Raw genomic sequence first — 19,941 nt, forward strand, 5'->3', positions numbered from 1 at the left:
CGGCTTTCTGACGGGTCACGGGTGGGGGTGGGCCAGGGGAGCGGGGTGGACCGAGGGCGCCGGGGTCAGCCCCGGGCGAGCAGCTCGGCGATGGTGCGGGCCGCAACCATGGCCTGGTTGTTGTTCAGCCGGGGGTCGCAGAGCGTGCGGTAGGCGCGTCGCAGCCCCTCCTCGGTGCTGGGGCCGCCATGCCCGAGGCACTCGGTCACCTGGTCGCCGGCGATCTCCAGGTGCACCCCGCCCGGCCACCGGCCGGCCCGGAAGAGCACCTCGAAGAAGCCGGTGATCTCGGCCAGGATGTCGCTCATCAGCCGGGTCTTGAGCCCGCCGGCGGCGGTGACGGTGTTGCCGTGCATCGGGTCGCAGGACCACACCACCCCGTGCCCCGCGTCGGCCACCGCGCGCACCAGCGCGGGCAGCCGGTCGCGGACCTGTCCGGCGCCGAACCGGGTGATCAGGGTCAGCCGGCCGGGACGGCGGTGCGGGTCGAGCCGGCGGCACAGCTCCAGCAGGTCCTCCGGCGTGGTGCCGGGACCGATCTTGCAGGCCACCGGGTTGGCGACCTGGGCGAGGAAGGCCAGGTGGGCGCCGTCCAGTCGACGGGTCCGCTCGCCGATCCAGGGCAGGTGGGTGGAGAGCAGGTAGTGCTCGCCGGTGCGCGAGTCGCGCCGCACCATCGCCTGCTCGTAGTCCAGCACCAGCGCCTCGTGGCTGGTCCACAGACCGGTGCGGCGCCAGCTGCCGTCCAGCTCGACGGTCTGGCCGTAGCCCTTGAGCACCGAACGCAGCGTGCCGTCCCAGGTGGTGGTGGGCACCGCCAGGGTGCTGAGCGTGCCGGCCGGCTCGTGCCAGGTGCGCGGCAGCAGGGCGGAGGCCGTCTCGTGGGCGATCAGGTGCAGCTCGTTCAGCACCGCGCGGGCGGTGTGATAGGCCGTCAGCATCCGGCGCGGGTCGGCGGTCCGGGCCTCGGGGTCGGCGGCGAAGCCGTTCACCAGGTCGCCCCGGTAGACCGGCAGGACGCCGCCGGGGTAGCTCTCCTGCGGCTTGGAGCGGGGCTTGGCGTACTGGCCCGCGATCCGGCCGACCGTGAGGGTGGGCAGTCCGGCGTGCCCGCTGAGCAGTTCGCCCATCTCGCCGATGATCCGGTGCTTGCCGCGGACGGCCGCCAGGCCCGGGGCGCCGATCGGCTCGGCGCAGTCGCCCGCCTGGAGCAGGAAGGAGCGGCCCGCGGCGACGTGGGCCAGCGCGGAGCCGAGCCGGCGCACATCGGCCGGGGCGGTCAGCGCGGGTTGCAGGGCGAGCTGGTCCTGGACCTGGGCGGCGGCCGAGGGGTCCGGCCAGGACGGCTGCTGGTCGGCGGGCAGGTTGCGCCAGTCGGTGGTCTGCGGCGGGCTGACGACCGGCTGGGCGATGGTCAGCTGCGGGGTGCTCACTGGGTCACCTCGGCGGTATCCGGGTCGGCGGCGGGGGCAACTGCCGCGAGCAGGCCCTTGGGTTCGAGCAGGAACTGGGCGAGACTGCCGTCGTGCGGGGTCTCCGGCGGGCCGGCCCAGGGCTTGGCGCGGCCGGTCACCACCTTGCGCACCGAGGGTTCGCGCAGCACGGCTTCGGCGAGTGCCGCGTGCTCGCCCTGCAGGCTCACCACCAGGGACTCGCGCAGCGGTCGCACCCCGTCCACCGCACGCCATGGCGCCACCACGACGAAGGGGAAGCCGAGTTCGGTGCCGGCCGGGGCGGCTGCGGGGCCGTCCACCGAGAGGACCAGTGGGCGCAGCACGGTGCTGCCGTCGCCCGCCTCGGCGAGCGGGGAACCGCCGTAGCGGTGGGTGCTGTGGTCACGGGCGCCATGGGCGGTGATCACCTCCGTCAGGTAGTCGGCCAGCGCCTTGGCGTCGGCCGCGCCGACGGCGGGCAGCGCGGCCCGCTCGTCCAGCACCGGCAGCACCGGCAGTGCGGCGAGCCGTTCGGCCAGCGCCTCGGCCAGCGGGGCGGCCTCGCCGCTGGTCAGGACGAGCGAGATGTTGTTGCAGCGCACCCCGCCGTCGTCGGCGATCCACTCCACCAGGTCGGCGAGCAGCCCGTGGTCCAGCTCGGCGCCCGCCGGGACCAGCACCTTGCTGCGGCCCGGGCCGCGTACCAGCACGTCGTTGCGGGTGGCGAACCGGGCGGCGGCGGCCGGGCCGCCGTAGACCAGGCCCAGGTCGGCCTGCTCCAGCAGGTGTTCGCCGACCTCGTGGCCGCCGGGCAGGAAGGCGAGGGTCTGCGGGTCCAGGCCCGCCGTCAGCAGCGCGGCGGTCAGCCGGCGCGGGGTGAACGGGTCCCGGCTGCCCGGACGGACCAGCACCCGGGCGCCCATGGCCAGCGCGCGCACCCAGCTCACGTTCGGCTCGGGGTGGTTGTTGGGCACCACCGCGGCCAGCACCGCACCGCGCGGCACCCAGTGCGTGCGGTAGCCGGGCCGCACGACGGGCTCCGGCAGCTCGGCGCGGGTCAGCCGCTCGACCATACCGAGCGAGCCGCGGATGGTGTCGATCGCGCGGGTGATCGCCGGGCCCGGGGTGCCGGTGGCCAGCGCCACCCGGCGCCGGTACTCGGCCGGCGACTCGCCGTCCAGCTCCGCGGTGGCGAACAACTCACCGGCGGCGGCGAACAGTTCCGGGCTCGGCGGCGCGGTGTCGGCCGCCGCCCTGATCCGGTTCAGGGCCGCCTGGGCGAGCAGGCGCGGGGCGAGCCCGACCGAGGCGAGCGGCGAACCGTCGACCGCGGTCAGCTCGGTGCGGTCCCGGCTCGCCACCTCGCGGCCGGCGATCACGGGGTTGACGACGGGAGGGGAGGCGGTGGCGGGAGTCGGCGGGGAGGCCGAGGGGGAAGGCGTGGTCATCAGTAGACCCCTTCGATCGCGGCGGGGGCGTTCTCGGTCTTCAGCGGGGCGATGTCGGCCAGACCGTCCACGTCGTCACCGGCCGCCGGGCGGACCCGGATCGCGGTGTCGCGCTCCAGCACGTTGGGCAGGAACAGGTCCTGGCTCAACTGGTGCACCAGCACCCGGCCGCGCTCGCCGTAGGCCACCTCGCCGCCGCTCTGCGGGTCGACCAGCTCGACGATCGACTGCGGAACGTAGGGGCGGAAGACGCACGGGTACGGGTCGCCGTCCTGGCGCGGGCGCTGCGGGGCGATGCCCATCAGGGTGTTGCCGTAGATGGCCGCCACCTTGGCGTTCGGGAAGAAGGTCTCCTCGATCTGGTGCAGCGACTCCGGGCTGATGCTGGTGCCCGCCCAGAGGATGCCCTCCAGCGAGCCGGCCAGCTTGTCGTAGAGCGCCGGGCGGGCGCAGAGGGCCTCCAGCACCGGCGGGGTGATGAAGAGCACCTTGATGTTCTGCGAGGCGACCACGAGTTCGACCTGGTCCAGCAGGTACTCCCGGTACTCGGCGGCCAGTTCGGTGCGCCCCGAGCCGATCAGGTGCTTGACCCAGCGCGGGTCGAAGTCCAGCGTGAAGGTCATCGCCCCGCGCAGCTCGGCCAGCCGCCGCACGGTGCGGCCCACCACGTGCGGGCCGGTGGGGCCGACGTGCAGCCAGTGGCCGCGCTCGGGGAAGCCGTGGGCCGCGAGCACCTCGCTCGTCCAGTCCACGTTGCGGGTACGGGCGGTGGCGTCCACCACGCGCTTGGGCGCGCCGGTGGTGCCGCCGGACTCGAAGACCTCGAAGGTGCGGTCCACCAGGCCCTCGGGGATCAGGTCCTCCACCGGGACGTGGCGCAACTCCTCGCTGACGTCGGGGAACCGGCGCAGGTCGGCGACGGTGGTGATGTCGGTGAGCGGGTCGAAGCCGAGGCCCGCCGCCTTGCGCAGCCAGAACGGCGAGCCGGTGGCCGGGCTGAAGTGCCAGGCCAGGATGGAGCGCAGGTGCTCGTCGGTGGTGGCGGCGGGGTGCTGCCGGTCGGTCTTCGGATGCTCGACGCTTGCCAGCTCAGTCATGTACGTCCAACCGTTTCGTCAATCGGTCCCGGTGGCCCGGCGGGCGGCGGGACGACGGCATTCCGGGGCGTTCAGGCGTTTCCGTGGCGTTCAGGCGTTCCGTGGCGCTCAGGCGTTTCCGTGCCATGCAGACGCCAGGTGGCACGGCGCCGGTCGGGTGCGGCACTCGGCGGGCCCGAAGAGCGGGCAGGGGGTGCCGGCGACGGGACCGGGGTACGGCCGGGCCGCGCCGCGGCAGCGGAGACCGGCCCTGGGGATCGCTCCCTCGGACCGCTCCGGCCTGTCGGTGAATTTATCTTTTCCGCGAGACACCTTGGCTGTCAAGCAGGTTCCGGGCGATCGACCGCCTACCGGGCGGCACCGTTCAACTGCCCACGAAGCCGGCTGGGCCGGGCCGCCGGGCCGTGCCTAGCATCGGCGGCATGACCACCTCCCCCGGCGCCACCGAGCGCCTGAACCTCCGTCAACTCTCCTCCCGCACCTACGCGGCGATGAACCGCCTGGCCGGCACCGCCGCCGAGGCCGCCGAGCAGGCCGGCCTGGAGAAGCCGCTGCTCGAACTGGTGCGGATCCGCGCCTCGCAGATCAACGGCTGCGCCTACTGCCTGGACATGCACGCCAAGGACGCCCGCCACGCCGGCGAGACCGAGCAGCGCGTCTACTCGGTCAGCGCCTGGAGCGAGACCCCGTTCTACACCGAGCGCGAGCGCGCCGCGCTGGAGCTGACCGAGGCGATCACCCTGATCCACGACGGCCACGTGCCGGACGCGGTCTACGACAAGGCCGCCAAGGTCTTCGGCGAGGAGCAACTGGCCCAGCTGATCTGGGTGATCATCGTGATCAACAGCTACAACCGGGCCGCGATCACCCCGCGCCTGGTGCCGGGCGGCTACACCCCCGGCGCCTGACGATCCGCCAGCACCGCTGCTGCGCCCACCATCACGAGGGCCGCCACTGTCCGCCTCCGGCGCGGTGGCGGCCCGTCCTGTCCGCCGTCCTGTGCGCCGACCTGTCCGCCGATCGGAGAGACCGCCATGCCCTCCACCACCACCGCGACCGGGATACCGGCGCACGCCTTCGCCGACCCGTTCACCCGCCGCCTGCTGGGCCGGACGGCCTCCACCACCGCGCAGTTGGAGGAGCGGCTGGGCACCCGGCTGCGGCTGCGGCTGATCGACCAGCGGCTGGTCGTGCCGGACCCGCCCGCCCAGGAGGCCCATCTGGTCCGGCGCACCGAACTGCGGACCCCCGAAGGGCTGGTCGTCTCGCGCAACCTGGTGCTCGGACGGCTCCCCGAGCAGCAGGAGCTCACCGAGATCGTCACCGGGCTCACCGAACCGCTGGGCCGGGCGCTGGCCGCCCACGGCATCACCGAGCACCGCACCCCGCTGGGCGTCTCGCTGAGCCGCTGGCCGGACGGCACGACGGCGGTGCGGCGGCGCTACCTGCTGCGGATCGGGCAGGAAGCCCCGCTGTACGTCCTGGAGTTGTTCAACCCGGCGGTGGTCCCGGCGACGCCCGCCGACAGCACACCCGACGACACCACGCCTGCCGACACCACGCCCGCCGACACCTCGCGGTGGGCCGCATGAGCGCCGTCGCCGCCCCCGGACCCCTCGCCGTGGTCGGGGCCGGGCCGGTCGGCCTGAGCGCGGCCCTCGCCGCCCACGCGCTCGGCCTGCCGGCCGTCCTGCTGGAGGCGCAGCCCCGCGCGGCCGCCGCCGCCCGCCCCGGCAGCCGGGCCATCTTCGTGCACCGGGCCACCCTGGAGCTGCTGGAGCGGATCAGCCCGGGGCTCGGGGAGCAGATCGCCGCGCGCGGGCTGGTCTGGCGCACCAAGCGGACCCTGTGGGCCGGGCGCGAGGTGCACGCCCGCAGCTACCGCCCCTCGTCCGCCGCACCGCCGTTCACCAGCCTGCCGCAGACCATGGTGGAGGACCTGCTGCGGGCCGCCTGCGACCGCGCGGGCATCGCCCAGCACTGGGGCGACCCGGTCGCCCGGGTGGCGTCCGAGAAGGGCAGCGTGCGGCTGCGCACGGCCGGCGGCGTGGCGCACGAGGCCTCCCACGTCATCGCGGCCGACGGGCCGCGCTCCACCGTCCGCGCCGAGGCCGGGCTCGCGCTGCGCGGCAGCACCTCGGCCACCGGGTTCGTGGTCATCGACGTCGCCGACGCGGCGGGGCTCGCCGAGCCGGAGCGGATCTTCCACTACCGCCACCCGGCCGTCGGCGGGCGCAACGTGCTGCTGGTCCCGTTCCGCGGCGGCTGGCGGGTGGACGTCCAGTGCCGCCCCGGCGAGGACGGCGGCCGGCTGATCGACGAGGCGCCCGACTGGCTGCCCGGCGTGCTGCCCCAGCTGCCCGCGCACGAGGTCACCTGGTCCTCCGTCTACCGCTTCCAGCAGCGCCTGGCGAGCGCCTTCACCGACCGCCACCAGCGGATCCTGCTCGCGGGCGAGGCCGCCCACCTGCTGCCGCCGTTCGGCGCACGCGGCATGAACTCCGGCATCGCCGACGCCGTCGCCGCCGCCCGGGCCGTCCACACCGCCACCGTCCCCGCCTACGCCGTGGCCCGCCGCGCCGCCGCCCAGCAGAACATCCACGCCGCGGCCGGCGCCCTCGACCACCTCCTCGCCGCCCGCCCCCGCCGGCGCGCTGCCCAGTGGGCCGCCGCGGCGGCAGCCCCCTGGTGGCCCCGGGCCGGCCGCTGGCTGGACGCGGCGCCCTACGGACCCCAGCTGCGCGCAGTGACGTACTGAGCCGCCACGCCTGCAGCAACCTCGGCGCGGCTGATCACCGGGGCGGACCGGGGCCGCACAGAATGGTCGGATGCGACTGACCCCCCGTCCGCTGACCCGCCGTCACTTCCTCGCCACGGGCGCCACCGCGCTGCTCGGCCTCGGGGCCGTGGCCCGCCCCGCCGCCGCGCAGGCGCGCTCGGCCCTGGAGCCGGAGACCGAGGTCGATGCCGGACCCATGGTGATGGCCCTGACCTTCGACGACGGCCCGAGCCCGCAGTACACGCCGCAGGTGCTGGACCTGCTGTCCGACTACGACGTCAAGGCGACGTTCTTCGTCTGCGGCGACAACCTCGGGCTGTACCCGGACGTACTGCGCCGGATCGTCGCTGAGGGCCACACGGTGGGCAACCACACCTGGTCCCACCCCTACCTCGAGGACCTCTCCGAGGACGAGATCCGCGACGAGATCCAGAGCACCCAGGACGCCGTCGCGCACGTCATCGGGAAGGCGCCGGTGCTGTTCCGCGCCCCCTACGGCGTGTTCACCGACGACACGCTGGCGATCTGCGGCGACCTCGGCCTGCGCCCGATCTCCTGGTCGGTGGATCCGGAGGACTGGGCCAACCCCGGCACCGACACCATCGTCCAGCGGGTGCTCGACGGCGCCGCCACCGGGGCCATCGTGCTCGACCACGACGGCACCGACGGCGGCGACGACGACCCCGAGCCCGGCAGCGGCGGCGACCGCTCGCAGACGGTGGAGGCGCTGAGCCGCTACCTGCCGCAGCTGCTCGACGACGGCTACACCTTCACCACCCCGGACGCCCACCCGCCGCGCTAGCCGCCGCGGACTCCGCCTGCGCGAAGGACTCCCAGCCGCGCGCGCACGCGCGGGCCAGCTCCGCCACCGCCCGGGTGCGGTGCGCCGGGACGGTGGCGGCCAGGGCGGACCAGTCGGCGCCGGGCAGCAGGGCGACACCGAGCAGGCGCAGCAGCTGGCGGCCCCGCTCGGTGTGGCGCAGGGCCGGGTCGCGGCAGAGGTTGCGGTGCAGCGCGGCGAGTTCCTCGGCCGGCGGGGCGGGCGGCGGTGCGGGCGGCGCCGGAGCGGGTTGCGGCGCCGCGGTGCCGGCCTGTTGGGGCGGGACCGGGTCCTCGCCGCGCTGCAGGCGGTCGCGGACGTCGCGGACGGTGGCGGGGGCCAGGCCGGTGCGGCGGGCGACCTCGCGCAGCGAGACGGTCGGCGAGCCGGTCAGCAGCCGGCCCGCCTCGCGGCGGCTCTGGGCGGTGTTCAGCGGGCGGACCTTGCCGTCACGGCCGATCCGGGCCGCGGGCTGCGCCTCGGGCGCGGTGCGGCGCAGGCTCGCGACGGTGTGCGCGGACAGGCCGGTGGACGAGGCGATGGCGCGGTCCGACCAGTGCGGGTGGGAGGCGAGGATCCGCTCGGCGGCGGCGGAGCGCTCGGCGAGCGTGAGGGCCAGCCCGTGGCTGACGTTGGACTCCACGGCCAGCACGAAGGCGTCGTCCGCGGTGCCGTCGAAGAACCGCGCCTCGATGTGGCTGCGGCCCCGCAGGTGGGCCGCGCGGACCCGGTGGGTGCCGTCGATGATCCGCATCGAGGGCCGGTGCACCGTGATCGGCGGCAGCGCGCCCTCGGTGGTGCTCAGCGCGCGCAGGTGCCCGGCGTCCTCGGCGACGGCACGCGGCGAGTCGGCCGGGCGCAGCGCGGCGATCGGGAGCAGCTGGACCGCGCCGACGGGTGCGGCGGGCGGCAGCGCGTGAACGGGCAGGGCGGTCATCTCCGGTTCCCTCCAACGGGGGTGGGCAACTGCATGGAACGCGCAGTTGCCCACCGAAATTGCCTCAGCGCTCCAGCTGGTTCAGCGCTCCGGCTGGTTCAGTGCTCCAGCTGCCGCAGCAGGTCGAGCACCGCCGCCACCGCCGGGTCGAGCCCGTCGGCCTCGACGACCGGCAGGACCGCGGCGAGCAGGCCCGCCAGCCGGCCGCCGTTCTCCCGCGGGAAGGCCTCGGAGCCCTCCCAGAAGACGGCGCGCAGGGCGGCCACCGTCAGCAGGCCGGTGCCGGCCGAGGCGGTGACCAGGCGTCGGGCCAGGGTGCGCTCCAGCTCGTTGGGCGCCCAGCTGCCGCCGGCCAGGTCCTCGGCCAGCCGGCCGGCCGCGGCCAGCAGGGCGGCGGAGTCCGGGCTCGCCGCCCGGGTGCCGACCAGCAGGCCCGGCACCGGGTTGGCCCGGTAGTTGTCCCAGAAGGCGTCGCCGAAGCGGGCCACGGCCTCGGCGGGCACCTCGGGCCGGTGCCAGTCGAAGGACTCGAACCCGGCGGCGGCCAGGCAGCGGGCGAAGGCCGCCCGGGTCCAGCGCGAGGTGGTGATGGTGGAGGTCTCGGTGCCGATCAGGTCGGTGACCAGGACGCCGCGCTCGCCGTCCCGCTGCTCGCCGACCACCCGCAGGCCGTACTCGTCCCAGCGCGGGCCGGCCGGGTCGAACTCCGGCCACACGGCGACGGCGACGAACCGTCCGCCGGGGGCCAGGTTGCGGTGGATGCCGGCCAGCATCCGGGTCAGCTCCTCCTCGGTGGTGGCGTAGTTGAGCAGCCACACCGCGCTGACCAGGTCGAAGCTGCCCAGCCGGGGCAGCTCGACGGCGTCGGCCGCCTGGTAGGAGATGCCGAGCGGCCGTTCCCGCTCCAGGTCGCGGGCCAGGTCGACCATGACCGGCGAGAGGTCGACGCCGAGCACCTCGGCCGCGCCCGCCGCCTTGATCAGCCGGGTGTAGTGGCCGTGCCCGCAGGCGAGGTCCAGCACCCGGGCGCCGTGCAGCTCGCCGAGGTGCTTGAGCACGTTGTGCTGCTCGGGGCCGGCCAGGGGGGCGGTGTCCTTGAAGTCGGAGTACCGCTCGCCGATCGCCGCATACTGGTCGGTCTGCTCACTCATGGTGGGTGGGGCCCTTCTGTACGAGGTCGTGCCGGGCGAGGTCGGTGTAGCCGGTGGCGCCACCGTCGTGGAAGGTGTCCGGGTCCGGGGCGGCCGGCGCCACGCCCCACCGGATCCGCTCCGCCAGGTCGGGGTTGGCGGCGAACAGGCGGGCGAAGCTCACCGCGTCCGCCTCGCCCGCGTCGAGCCGGGCGAGCGCGGTGGCCGGGTCGGTGGGGTCGTCGCCGGTGAACGGGTTGACGATCAGTGCGCCGCTCCAGCGCTCGCGCAGCAGGCGGGTGAGCTTGGGGTCGGGGCCCTCGATCACGTGGAGGTAGGCGTACGACTCCCCGCCCTGCCCGGCGCCGAGCCGCTCGGCCAGCAGGCCGTAGCTGTCGGCCGGGTCCAGCTCCAGGATGTCGTTGTAGCCGGACCCGGGCGACAGCCGCAGCGCCGTGCGCCCGGCGCCGACGACGCCGGCCACCGCCCGCACGGCCTCCACCGCGAACCTGATCCGGTTCTCGGCGGAGCCGCCGTAGGCGTCGGTGCGCTGGTTGGCGTTGTCGGAGAGGAACTGGTGGATCAGGTAGCCGTTGGCGCCCTGCAGCTCGACGCCGTCGAAGCCGGCCCGCAGCGCCGCCTCGGCGGCTGCCGCGTAGTCGTCCAGGGTCTCGGAGATGTCCACCCGGGACATCGCGTTCGGCTCGACGGTGGGCACCAGGGTGTCCGGGGTGGTCCGCGCGTCGCTGGCCGCCGTCACCGCCGAGGGCCCCAACGGGCGGACGCCGTGCGGCAGCAGGCTGGGGTGGGCGATCCGCCCGTGGTGCGCGAGCTGCACCACGATCCGTCCGCCGGCCTGGTGGACGGCCTCGGTGACCGCAGCCCAGCCGGCGATCTGCGCGGCGGTGTGCAGACCGGGCTGACCCACCGGGCCGTGGCCGGTGGGGCTGATCCGGGCGCCTTCGGTGATGATCAGGCCGGCCGAGGCGCGTTGGGCGTAGTACCGCGCCATCAGGGCGGTCGGGACACCCGCCGCGTCGGCCCGGTTGCGGGTCATGGGGGCCATGACGACGCGGTTGGCCAGCGCCAGCGTTCCGGCGGTCAGCGGGGTGTGCAGGGTGGGCGAGGAACTCATGGGGTCTCCGTGCTGGGCGAGGTCGAAGGGATGAGGGAGTGAACCGTGGTGGTGGCCGGGCGAGTCGGCCGGGCTTCATGTCGGCTCCCCGGTCAGGTCCGCGTGCTGGTCACGCCCGCGCCTCGGCGAGCGGTGCGGCGACCGAGGCCCGGACCAGCGAGGCCAGCGCGCTCGCGATCGCGTCGGAGTCGCCCAGCGTCACGGAGTTGACGCCCGGCCGGATCCCGGCGGCGGTCGCCCAGTGCACCGACTCGGTCGGCACCCCGTAGGCGAAGCGGCGCGGATGCGCCCGCCCGCGCGCGTCGAGGACGTGGTACGGGCGCGGGGTGACCGCGACCCCGCCGGTCTGGTGACCGGGGACGCCGTCCAGCCCGGGGATCCGGTAGGGGGCGATCTGGCCGGTGGCGAGCAGCTGGGCGAGCAGCGGGTCGGCGGTGCGGCGCAGGTCCGGCTCGGGCAGCCGGGCCTCGATCAGCACCCGGGCCGCGACCGTCCCACCGCCGGCGCCGAGTGCACTGGCCAGGAAGGTTCCTGACGCACCGTCGGCTTCGACGGCCAGGTCCGGGCCGAGCACCTCCAGCACCCCGGCCTCGATCAGCGCGATCATCTCGGCGATCCGCGAGGCGGGCGGGCCGATCGAGAGGAAGGCGTTGAGCGGGGTGTACCAGCGGTCCAGGTCGCCGTGGTGCGAGGCGCCGTGCAGGCCCGCGTGGTCGACCGCCAGCCGGATCTCGTTGCGCAGGTCGCGCAGCACGTCCAGGGCGGCCTTGACCGGACCGCTGACGTTGCCCTGGGCGGCGTTCGCCAGGTCACGGCCGAGGTAGTCGAGCAGCCAGCTGCGGTACTCGGCGGCGGAGGCGAACTCCCGTCCCTGGTACGGGCGGGCGATCAGCTGCCAGTCCCAGCGCTCGGCGGCGGGCACCGCGAAGGCGTCCAGCACCGCCTGCTGCTCGGCCGCGGTCCCGGCCGTCAGGTAGCGCTCGGCCAGCGGCCCGGCCTCGGCGGCGCGGCCCGCCCGGCGCAGCAGCGCCTCGTAGTAGACGCTCTCCACCTCCCGGGCCACCAGCGGCCAGATCTCGGCGCGGAAGTCCACCGGATCGCCCGCCGCCGCGCGCTTGCGCAAGGCGGTGACGTGCTCGACGGTGAGCAGCCGCGGGTAGTAACGCCCGTGCGGTCCCTTCTCGTTGGCGCCGCGCGAGTGGTAGGGCACGCCGCGCCGGGAGCCGGCCACCAGCCTCGGCTCGCGGCCCGAGGGCAGGTAGACCAGCCGGCCGTCCCGGTGCTCGAAGCGGCCGCCGCGACCCTGGGTGAGCAGCGTCAGGTGGTCGAAGAAGTTGAGCCCGAGGCCGCGCAGCAGCACCGTCTCGCCGGGCACGATGAAGGACAGGTCCAGGTCGGCAGGGTTGGCGGGGGTCAGGTACGCCAGGCCGTGGGTGTCGGCGAAGGCGGTCAGCCGCCGCTCGGTCTCCCCCGGGCGGGCGGCGGTGTGGCCGAGGGCCAGCACCACGGCGGACAGGTCCGACAGCACGGTGCCGTCGGCCAGCCGCAGCCGCTGGGTCTCCCCCGTGTCGTCCAGCGCCACCGCGCGCGAGGCGTGCACCTGCACGGTGACCCCGGCCGGGGCGGTGCCGCAGACCCGGTCGAAGGCCCAGCGCAGGTAGCGCCCGTAGAGCGCGCGGGTCGGGTAGTCGTCGGGGCCCAGCCGCTTGGCCTCGGCCAGCACCTCCTCGGTGCTGCTGGCGAAGGACTCGTCCACCGGCCCCATCAGGGTCAGGAACCGGGCCCACTCGTAGAGGCTCGGTCCGGGCAGCACCGGGCCGGCCAGCTCCACCGAGTCGTCGGTGAAGACGGTCACCTGCGAGGCCACGGTGTTCATCAGCAGGTGCGGGCTCTGGTCGGTGCGCCAGACCGCGCCGGCGCCCGGCGGGTGGGGGTCCACGATGTGCACGGTGACGTCGGCCCCGCCCTCGCCGGAGGAGAGCTGGGCGCAGAGCCGCTCCAGCACGGAGAGCCCGCGCGGCCCGGCGCCGACGATGCACAGCTGTGCGTGCTGCCCGCTCATCCCGCGTCCCCCGTCCAGGTGGTGAGCTCGACGCCGTCGCCGAGCGGCAGTTCGACCGAGACGTAGCCGCGGGCCGGGTCGCGGATCCAGGCCAGGAACTCCTGCGGCAGCATCGGCAGGTTGTCGGAGACGATCACCGTGCCGGGGCGCAGCAGCGGCTCCAGCACGGTGAGCACCGGCAGGTAGAGCTCCTTCCAGCCGTCCAGCAGGACCAGGTCGACCGGTCCGGCCACGGTGGCCAGCGTGTCGCGGGCGTCGCCCGCCAGCACGGTCACCAAGTCGGCCAGGCCCGCCTCGGCCAGGTTGGCGCGGGCCTTGGCGACCTTGCTCCCGTCGAGTTCGGTGCCGGTGAGGTGGCCGGCGCCGTTGTCGCGCAGCGCGGCGGCCAGCTGGATCGCGGAGGTGCCGAAGGAGGTGCCGAACTCGACCACGGTGCGCGGGCGCAGCATCCGCGCCAGGGTGTAGAGGAACTGGCCGGTGCTCGGGTGCACGGGCAGCGAGGCGTCGGCGCACAGCGCGCTGGTCTCGGCGGGGGTGGGCGGGGCGGCGAGCTTGGCGGCCTCGGCGAAGGCGTGCGCCATCGCGCGCTGGTCGCCCTGGCGGGCGTCGGCGTAGAGCCGGGCGAGCACGGAGCTCACGGTCGGGTCGTCGAGGCCGAGGGCGCCCGGTCGTGCGGGCAGGACGGACATCTGGTCTCCCGGTTCCGGGTTCGGGGCCCGCCGCCCGCGGTGGGGCGGGCGGCGGGCCGGGCAAGAGGACGATCGAGGGGCGGGCGGGCAGGAGCGCGGAGCGGTGGGGCGAGCGGTCAGGCCTCGTCGGTCGCCAGCAGCTCGCGGCGCAGGTAGCTCTGTGCGTTGTAGATGGTGCGGGCCGGGTCGGTGATGGCGCGCCGGCCGTGCATCACCCGGGTGTTGTCGACCAGCACGACGTCACCGTCCTGCCAGTCCAGCTCCTCAGTCAGCTCGTCGGTGAGCTCCTTGAGCCGCTCGACCAGCCCGGCGGGCAGCTCGCTGCCGTCGGCGAAGGTGATGGTCGGCTTCTCGTAGTTGAAGGACGGGCCGAAGATGCTGTTCGCCCAGGAGAGCCGGGCGCCGAACAGGGTGGGGCGGGCGGCGGGGGTGCGGAAGGCGTAGTGCACGGCGCCGTCCGGCAGTTCGGTGACCGTGGTGCCCTCGCCGCCGACCGCGGCCAGCTGCTGGAAGTCGGCGAAGGTGACCTCCTCGACGGTCTTGACCCCGCCGAGCTGGTGCACCACGAACTGCCGCCACTTGGCCTCCTCGACCCGGCGGGCGTAGACGATGTCCTGGGCGAAGGCGGCCCGGTCGGCCTCGGTGGCGGCGTCCCAGACCCGGTAGCCGTCGCAGACCGTGGTCTGCGAGCCGGAGGCGGCGGCCTTCTCGCAGAGGAACCAGGTCAGGTCGGGGATGAAGGGGCTGTTGCCGTTCTCGATGTGCAGGCCGAGCTCGTCGGTGCCGGCGTCGACCTTCTGCGCGACGTCGCCGCCGTGGAAGGAGCGGGCCGGGTCCAGGGTCACACGGTCGGAGTGCTGCTTGACGAAGAGCGAGAAGTCCTCGATCGAGGGGTCGAAGCCGCGCAGCACCAGGAAGCCGGACTCGGCGAGCAGGTCGATGGTCTGCCGCGGGTCGAGATCGGCCAGGGTGGTGCGGCCCGGGGCGGGCTGGACGAGCTTGCCGGTGCCGGTCCCGTAGGGCCGCACGTCCGGTCGGGTGGTGGCCATGGCTGTCCCCTTGTCGGTGTCGGGTGTGGTGGTGCCCCTGGTGGTGCCCCGGGTGCTGGGCCGGGTGCTGGGCCGGGTGGTCGCCAGCAGCGCGAGGTCGGCGGTGATCGCGGCCCGCACCGGCCGCCCGGTGACGGTGAAGTAGCGGCGGTAGCCGTCCTGGTCGGCGCGGAGCAGGTGGAGTTCCGCGACGCGTTCGACCGCGGACAGGTGCTCGGCTCCGAAGGCGGTGATCGCGTCCGCGGCCTCGGCCGGGTCGGTGGCGGGGTCGATGACGAACAGGCCGTGCAGCGCGGGCAGGTCGTTGCCGACCACGCCGACGGCGCGCACGAACGGGAGCCGGGCGTACTGCGCCTCGACCCATTCGGGGGCGATGTTGCGCCCGGCGGCCGTGATGATGATGTTCTTCTTGCGTCCGGTGATGGTCAGGTAGCCGTCCTCGTCGATCGCGGCGAGGTCGCCGGTGTGCAGCCAGCCGTCGACGACGGCGCAGCTGGAGGGGTCGGGCCTGGTGTAGCCGGCGAACAACGAGCTGCTGGCGACCAGCAGTTCGCCGTCCTCGGCGAGCCGGACCCGCACGTGCGCCAGCGGGCGGCCCACCGTGCCGATCCGGCGCGCCGCCGGGGTGTTCCAGCTGACCACCGAGCTGTTCTCGGAGAGCCCGTAGCCCTCGTGGACGGCGATCCCGTGGCCGTCCAGCTCGTGCAGCGTGTCGGGGTGCACGGGCGCACCGCCGCAGCAGATCAGCGGGGGCTGCTCGGTGCCGAACAGGGTCCGACTGACCGGCAGTCCGGCCCGCCGGGCGCGCCCGGCGGCGTCCGCCAGCGCGGCGGCCAGCGCCGGGGTGGCGACCACGGCGGTGGGCCGGGCGGCGGCCAGCTGCGGCAGCGCGCTCTCCACCGCGCCCGCGCTGGTGCCGACCAGGGCGGAGCCGGGCGGCAGCAGGGTGACGCAGCCGCCGTCCAGCAGCACCAGGTAGAGGCCGGTGACCTGCTCGATCAGCAGGCTGAACGGGACGAGCGAGAGGTAGGCGCCGAACGCCCTGGCGGGCATCGCGGTGTGCAGCGAGTCGATCAGCGCGCCGATGCCGGCGGCCCGGATCCGCACGCCCTTGGGCCGCGAGGTGGTACCGGAGGTGTGGATGATCTTGCAGATCCACTCCTCGTCCGGCTCCTCGACCGCGTTCGGGTGCCACGGGGCGGACCCGCCGTCGAGCGTGGCCAGCACCACCCGGCAGCCCGAGGGCAGCACCGCGCCCAGGCCCCACTCGGCGAGCCGGGCCGCACCCTGCGCGTCCACCAGGCAGAGGTCCGCGGATTCGAGCAGCCCGGCGGCCTGCTCGCGGCTGAAGGCCAGCGGCACCGGGATCTCGGTGGCCCGTAACGCGAGCAAGGCCAGGTCGGCGACCACGAATTCGGGGGTGTTGCCGCAGATCACCCCGACCCGCAGGCCCGGTGCGAGTGCGAGGCGGTCGGCCAGTGCGCGGGCCGCCCGGGTGATCTCGCGGTAGCTGTGCCGGGCCACGGTCGCCCCGTGCTCGTCCAGCACCCGCACCAACGGCCGCTCGCTCTCCCCGAATTCACTCAGCGCCTGGTCAACGGCCCGCACCGCCGACCACCTCCCTGGGTGCGCTCGCCTCGGCGAGCAGTCCGACCTCCGGGTCCAGGAACGCGTAGCGTCCGGTGGCCTCGGCGAACAGCGGTGCCAGGGCGCGCAGTTCGATGAAGCCGGTCTGCGGCCGGCCGGCGTAGTAGCTGCCCCAGGCGTCGCGCTGACCGGGCTGCAGCCGCTCGGGGTCGGCCACGCCCAGCGGGGTGAAGGTGATCCCGACCCGCTGCAGCGCGGTGCGCAGGTAGTCGGTGACGGTGCACAGGATGTACTCCATGCCGATCGACCAGGCGATGATGGGGGTGAGCCGGATCATCTCCCGGCCGGCCCCGCCGTGCCCCGCCAGCGGGCCGATCTCGATCACCCGGGAGCGGTCCACCGGGACGCCCAGGCGCTCGGCGATCGCGGTCTCGACCGGGACGTCCAGATAGCGCTCCGAGAAGAACGGTGTCCCCGAGGCGTAACTGCACCCGGCGCAGCCGGCGATCCGGCGCACGCCGTCCGCGGCTTGGGTGGTGGCGACGATGAAGGCGTCGGGATCGGGGCTGACGATCGCCCCGTAGGTGTTGGCGTAGGTGGTGCGGACCAGCTCGCCGGCTTCCAGCCAGTGAGCGGAGTTCCGGGGCACCACGGTGATTTTCAGCAAGGCTAGCTCTCCGATCGCAGGTGGGCGAGCGCCGGCAGGCGGTCGGCCCAGGGCTGGGCGGTTTCGAGCTCGGCCGCCAGGGCGAACAGGGTGGCCTCGTCGCCGAAGCGGCCGGTGGCGTGCACCCCGATCGGCAGCCCGGCCTCGGTCCAGTGCAGTGGGACCGACATGGCGGGCTGGCCGGTCAGGTTGGCCAGCGGGGTCTCGTGGCAGAACTCGATGGCCCGCATGAGCTGTTGATCGGGACTCCCGATCGCGAAGGTGCCGAGCTCCGGCGCCGGCCAGGCGGTCACCGGCGACAGCAGGACGTCGTAGGACTGGTAGAAGCCGGCGATCGAGCGGGCGGCGCGTTGCAGGGTGCCGACCGCCAGCAGGTACTGGGAGGCGCTGAGGGTGCGGCCCTGCTGGTAGAGCTGCCAGGTCAGCTCCTCGAACCGGTCCGCGCTCGGGATCCGGCCGCTGAGCTGGGCGTAGGAGGTGATCGCCGAGGAGACCCCGGCGGCCCACAGCACCAGGAACGGGTCGACCAGTTCGGCGAAGGCGACCTCCGGCGCGGCCTCGCCGACCTGGTGGCCCAGGTCCGCGCAGAGCTTGGCCGCGTCCAGCACGGCGGTGGCGCAGGCCGGGTCGAGCGGGCCGGTGCCGGGGCGGGTGGTGTAGGCGATCCGCAGCGGACGGTCCGGCCCCTGGCGGACCGCCTGGGCGAACCGTCCGGCGATCGGCGGCGCCCAGTACGGGTCACCGGGGGCGGGCCCGGCGATCGCGTCGAGCACCGCCGCGCTGTCCCGCACCGAGCGGCTGACCACGTGCTCGGCGGCCAGGCCGTTCATCAGGTCGCCGACGGCCGGCCCCAGCGGGGTGCGCGCCCGGGTGGGCTTGAGGCCGAAGACTCCGCAGTTGGACGCCGGGATCCGGATCGAGCCGCCCGCGTCGTTGGCGTGCGCGACGGGCACCAGGCCCGCCGCCACGGCCGCCGCCGCGCCGCCGCTGGAGCCGCCCGCGCTGCGGGTCGGGTCCCAGGGGTTGCGGGTCGGGCCCTGGGCGACCGGTTCGGTGGTGGGCAGCACCCCGAACTCGGCGGTCCTGCTCTTGCCGAGCACCCGCAGCCCGGCGGAGCGGAAGCGGTCGGTCAGCTCGCTGCCCTGGCGCGGCGTGAAGCCGGCCAGGAACCGCGATCCCATGGTGGCCTCCAGGCCGGCCACGGTGGGCCCGAGGTCCTTGAGCAGGAACGGCACGCCGTGCAGCGGACCGGTGCGCTCCTTGGTGCCTTCCTTGGCGCGCTGCCCGGCGGCCCGTTCGGCTCGGGCCGCCTCGGCGAGCGCCTGGTCGAAGGCGGTCACCGCGAGCGCACCGAGCCGTCCGTCGTACCGCTCGATGCGTTCGACGGCGTACCGCAGCAACTCGCTCTCGGTCAGCTCGCCGCGGCGGACCAGGTCCGCCTGGGCGTGACCGTCCAGCTCGCGCAGACTCTCCGGGGAGGACATGCCGTCACCCTTCAGCTCGACTAATAGCTTTCAATAAAGCTTTCGAAGAAGATGCTAGCTCGCCGATCCCGGGGCGGCAACCGGCCGCCGACCGCCTGATACGGGTGGTGTTGTGGGGGTAGATGAGGGTTTGCACCCTCAGCAGAAAGGTTCTTCGAAACCTTTTTTGATGGGAAGATCGGGGGAATACTCCCCGCAGCCGTCCGGCGACGGCATGATGAGGGGTGCGCCGCACCGCAGCAGAAGGAGAGAGATGCCCGACACCGAACGAGCCGGCGGCCCCGCGGCCCTGGACCGGCTGGCCCGCCAGGCCGCCCGGCTGGCGCAGCTGGTGAACGCCGCCACCCAGGCGGCCGCCGTCGAGGCCGGCCTCACCCACGCCGACGCGGACGTGCTGCTGGCGCTCTACCGGGCACACGAACACCGGCTGCGGCCCACCACGCTGGCGGCCGGCTGCGGACTCTCCTCGGGCGGGACGAGCAACATCATCAACCGCCTCGCGCAGGCGGGATACGTCAACCGCGAGGCCAACGCCGAGGACGGGCGCAGCTCCTGGGTGCAGCTGACCGAGGAGGGGCGCGGGCTGGCCGGGCTGGTCACCGACACGGCGGCGGCCGAGCACGCCCGGCTGCTGGAGCGGCTGCCCGAGGGCATCGCGGAGGCGCTGGCGGCGCTGCTGGACACGGCGGTCGGGCAGTTGGAGGCGGCGGGCGGGCAGCCCGCAGGGCGGGCGCTCAGCGGTAGCCGGGCACGCTGAGCGGCCGCACGCCTCACCGCCGGCGCGGCGCCGCTCAGCCCAGCAGGACGGCCTCGGACGTGGCCACCGGGGCGGCCGGGGCGGTGAGTTGCGCGCGGGTGAGCAGCCGGTCGAGCTGCGCCAGGTCGGGCACCCCCTCGATCCGGCGGTCGCCGATCACCGTGGTCGGCGTCAACCGGACCGGGCCGTGGCCGCAGCCCGCGACCAGTGCCGCGCGGTGCCGGTCGGCGTAGTGCTCGGAGCGCACGGCCGCACGGAACTCCGGCCCGGCGAGCCCGGCGCGCTGCGCCGCCGCGGTCAGCACCTGCGGGTCGCCGAGGTCCAGCCCGGCCACGAAGCGGGCCGCGAACACCTCGTCGCCGTAGGCCTCCGCGCGCCCCTGGTCCAGGGCGAACTGGTAGCCGTGGAAGGCGAGTCGGTAGTCGCTGGCCGGCGCGGGCGGGCGCTCGGAGACGGTCACCCCGAGGCGCTCGGCCAGCGGTCGCACCCCGTGCCGCCACACCCGGGCCGACGGCACCGGGTCCCAGGACTGGCCGCCCTGCTTCTCGTGCGGGTGCCAGCGCAACGTGGCGCCGTGCGAGGCGGCCACCGGGGTCAGCAACCGGCGGGTCAGCATACTCAGCGGGCATCGGTAGTCGAACCAGGCTTCGATCGTGATGGCCATTCGAGGGCACGCCTTCCCAGCTCAAGAAGTCACGGTATGCGGGTGGTGGCCGCGGCCCGGCCGCTGTGCCCCGTGTCCGGCCGCCCGTTCGGCCACCACCGGCGAGACATGGAAACATACCTCTCCAGCGGCTTTCAAGGATCCTCCGGGGCTTTCCCCGCATCCTCGAAATCCTTCCGTGACAGGCGAGGTGAGAGGGCGTC

General features: G+C 74.8%; 17 protein-coding genes. 5 read left to right on the forward strand and 12 right to left on the reverse strand.

The annotated features are described in order from the left end of the window. Positions 1-65: 65 nt before the first annotated feature. Genes OG500_RS09970 through OG500_RS09980 form a run of 3 tightly spaced genes read right to left on the reverse strand, consistent with a single transcriptional unit; the run spans position 66 to position 3,978 of the window. A complete protein-coding gene (locus OG500_RS09970; protein ID WP_327066164.1) occupies positions 66-1,433 on the reverse strand; it encodes a 3-deoxy-7-phosphoheptulonate synthase class II in 1,368 nt (455 codons plus the stop codon). Further along, positions 1,430-2,881 carry an aldehyde dehydrogenase family protein gene (locus tag OG500_RS09975; protein WP_329578802.1) on the reverse strand — a complete coding sequence of 484 codons (1,452 nt, stop codon included), beginning with the start codon at positions 2,879-2,881 and terminating at the stop codon, positions 1,430-1,432. Before OG500_RS09975 ends, OG500_RS09970 begins: the two co-directional genes overlap by 4 nt. Then, on the reverse strand, positions 2,881-3,978 hold the full coding sequence (locus OG500_RS09980) for an AMP-binding protein (protein ID WP_327066166.1): 1,098 nt from the start codon (positions 3,976-3,978) through the stop codon (positions 2,881-2,883). The genes OG500_RS09975 and OG500_RS09980 overlap by 1 nt, the downstream gene beginning before the upstream one ends. A gap of 422 nt (positions 3,979-4,400) precedes the next feature. Between OG500_RS09980 and OG500_RS09985 the strand changes: the two genes are divergently transcribed. The 4 genes from OG500_RS09985 to OG500_RS10000 all read left to right on the forward strand — a co-directional run bounded on the left by OG500_RS09985 (position 4,401) and on the right by OG500_RS10000 (position 7,559). Beyond that, complete coding sequence (locus tag OG500_RS09985) at positions 4,401-4,886, forward strand: carboxymuconolactone decarboxylase family protein (protein WP_327066167.1); 486 nt, start codon at positions 4,401-4,403, stop codon at positions 4,884-4,886. 126 nt (positions 4,887-5,012) lie between these two features. Next, on the forward strand, positions 5,013-5,570 hold the full coding sequence (locus OG500_RS09990) for a hypothetical protein (protein WP_327066168.1): 558 nt from the start codon (positions 5,013-5,015) through the stop codon (positions 5,568-5,570). Continuing rightward, the gene (locus tag OG500_RS09995; protein ID WP_329578805.1) at positions 5,567-6,736 is read left to right on the forward strand and encodes an FAD-dependent monooxygenase; all 1,170 of its coding nucleotides are present in this window, start codon (positions 5,567-5,569) and stop codon (positions 6,734-6,736) included. The genes OG500_RS09990 and OG500_RS09995 overlap by 4 nt, the downstream gene beginning before the upstream one ends. Positions 6,737-6,806: 70 nt before the next feature. After that, positions 6,807-7,559 (forward strand): polysaccharide deacetylase family protein, encoded by a 753-nt coding sequence (locus tag OG500_RS10000; RefSeq protein WP_327066170.1) that lies wholly within the window; start codon positions 6,807-6,809, stop codon positions 7,557-7,559. On the opposite strand, the gene OG500_RS10005 is transcribed toward OG500_RS10000, so the two are convergent. The 8 genes from OG500_RS10005 to OG500_RS10040 all read right to left on the reverse strand — a co-directional run bounded on the left by OG500_RS10005 (position 7,528) and on the right by OG500_RS10040 (position 18,317). Then, positions 7,528-8,514 (reverse strand): ParB/RepB/Spo0J family partition protein, encoded by a 987-nt coding sequence (locus tag OG500_RS10005; protein ID WP_327066171.1) that lies wholly within the window; start codon positions 8,512-8,514, stop codon positions 7,528-7,530. The genes OG500_RS10000 and OG500_RS10005 overlap by 32 nt on opposite strands. 98 nt (positions 8,515-8,612) lie before the next feature. Continuing rightward, positions 8,613-9,665, reverse strand: coding sequence for a class I SAM-dependent methyltransferase (locus OG500_RS10010; protein ID WP_327066172.1), 1,053 nt, complete (start codon positions 9,663-9,665; stop codon positions 8,613-8,615). Then, on the reverse strand, positions 9,658-10,779 hold the full coding sequence (locus OG500_RS10015; protein WP_329578810.1) for an alkene reductase: 1,122 nt from the start codon (positions 10,777-10,779) through the stop codon (positions 9,658-9,660). Before OG500_RS10015 ends, OG500_RS10010 begins: the two co-directional genes overlap by 8 nt. 109 nt (positions 10,780-10,888) lie before the next feature. Next, complete coding sequence (locus OG500_RS10020) at positions 10,889-12,841, reverse strand: FAD/NAD(P)-binding protein (RefSeq protein WP_329578813.1); 1,953 nt, start codon at positions 12,839-12,841, stop codon at positions 10,889-10,891. Beyond that, the gene (locus OG500_RS10025; RefSeq protein WP_329578816.1) at positions 12,838-13,530 is read right to left on the reverse strand and encodes an O-methyltransferase; all 693 of its coding nucleotides are present in this window, start codon (positions 13,528-13,530) and stop codon (positions 12,838-12,840) included. Before OG500_RS10025 ends, OG500_RS10020 begins: the two co-directional genes overlap by 4 nt. Before the next feature lie 116 nt (positions 13,531-13,646). Further along, positions 13,647-16,187 (reverse strand): AMP-binding protein, encoded by a 2,541-nt coding sequence (locus tag OG500_RS10030; RefSeq protein WP_329578820.1) that lies wholly within the window; start codon positions 16,185-16,187, stop codon positions 13,647-13,649. Then, positions 16,174-16,815, reverse strand: a complete 642-nt coding sequence (locus OG500_RS10035; protein WP_329578823.1) for a thermostable hemolysin — start codon at positions 16,813-16,815, stop codon at positions 16,174-16,176. Before OG500_RS10035 ends, OG500_RS10030 begins: the two co-directional genes overlap by 14 nt. A 20-nt stretch (positions 16,816-16,835) precedes the next feature. Next, on the reverse strand, positions 16,836-18,317 hold the full coding sequence (locus OG500_RS10040) for an amidase (RefSeq protein ID WP_327066178.1): 1,482 nt from the start codon (positions 18,315-18,317) through the stop codon (positions 16,836-16,838). 253 nt (positions 18,318-18,570) lie between these two features. Between OG500_RS10040 and OG500_RS10045 the strand changes: the two genes are divergently transcribed. Next, on the forward strand, positions 18,571-19,074 hold the full coding sequence (locus OG500_RS10045) for a MarR family winged helix-turn-helix transcriptional regulator (protein ID WP_329578826.1): 504 nt from the start codon (positions 18,571-18,573) through the stop codon (positions 19,072-19,074). Positions 19,075-19,108: 34 nt separating this feature from the next. Here OG500_RS10045 and OG500_RS10050 read toward each other — a convergent pair whose 3' ends face one another. Then, the gene (locus tag OG500_RS10050; protein ID WP_329578829.1) at positions 19,109-19,738 is read right to left on the reverse strand and encodes a DsbA family oxidoreductase; all 630 of its coding nucleotides are present in this window, start codon (positions 19,736-19,738) and stop codon (positions 19,109-19,111) included. Positions 19,739-19,941 lie beyond the last annotated feature (203 nt).

It is taken from the genome of Kitasatospora sp. NBC_01250, assembly GCF_036226465.1.
Taxonomy (GTDB): domain Bacteria; phylum Actinomycetota; class Actinomycetes; order Streptomycetales; family Streptomycetaceae; genus Kitasatospora.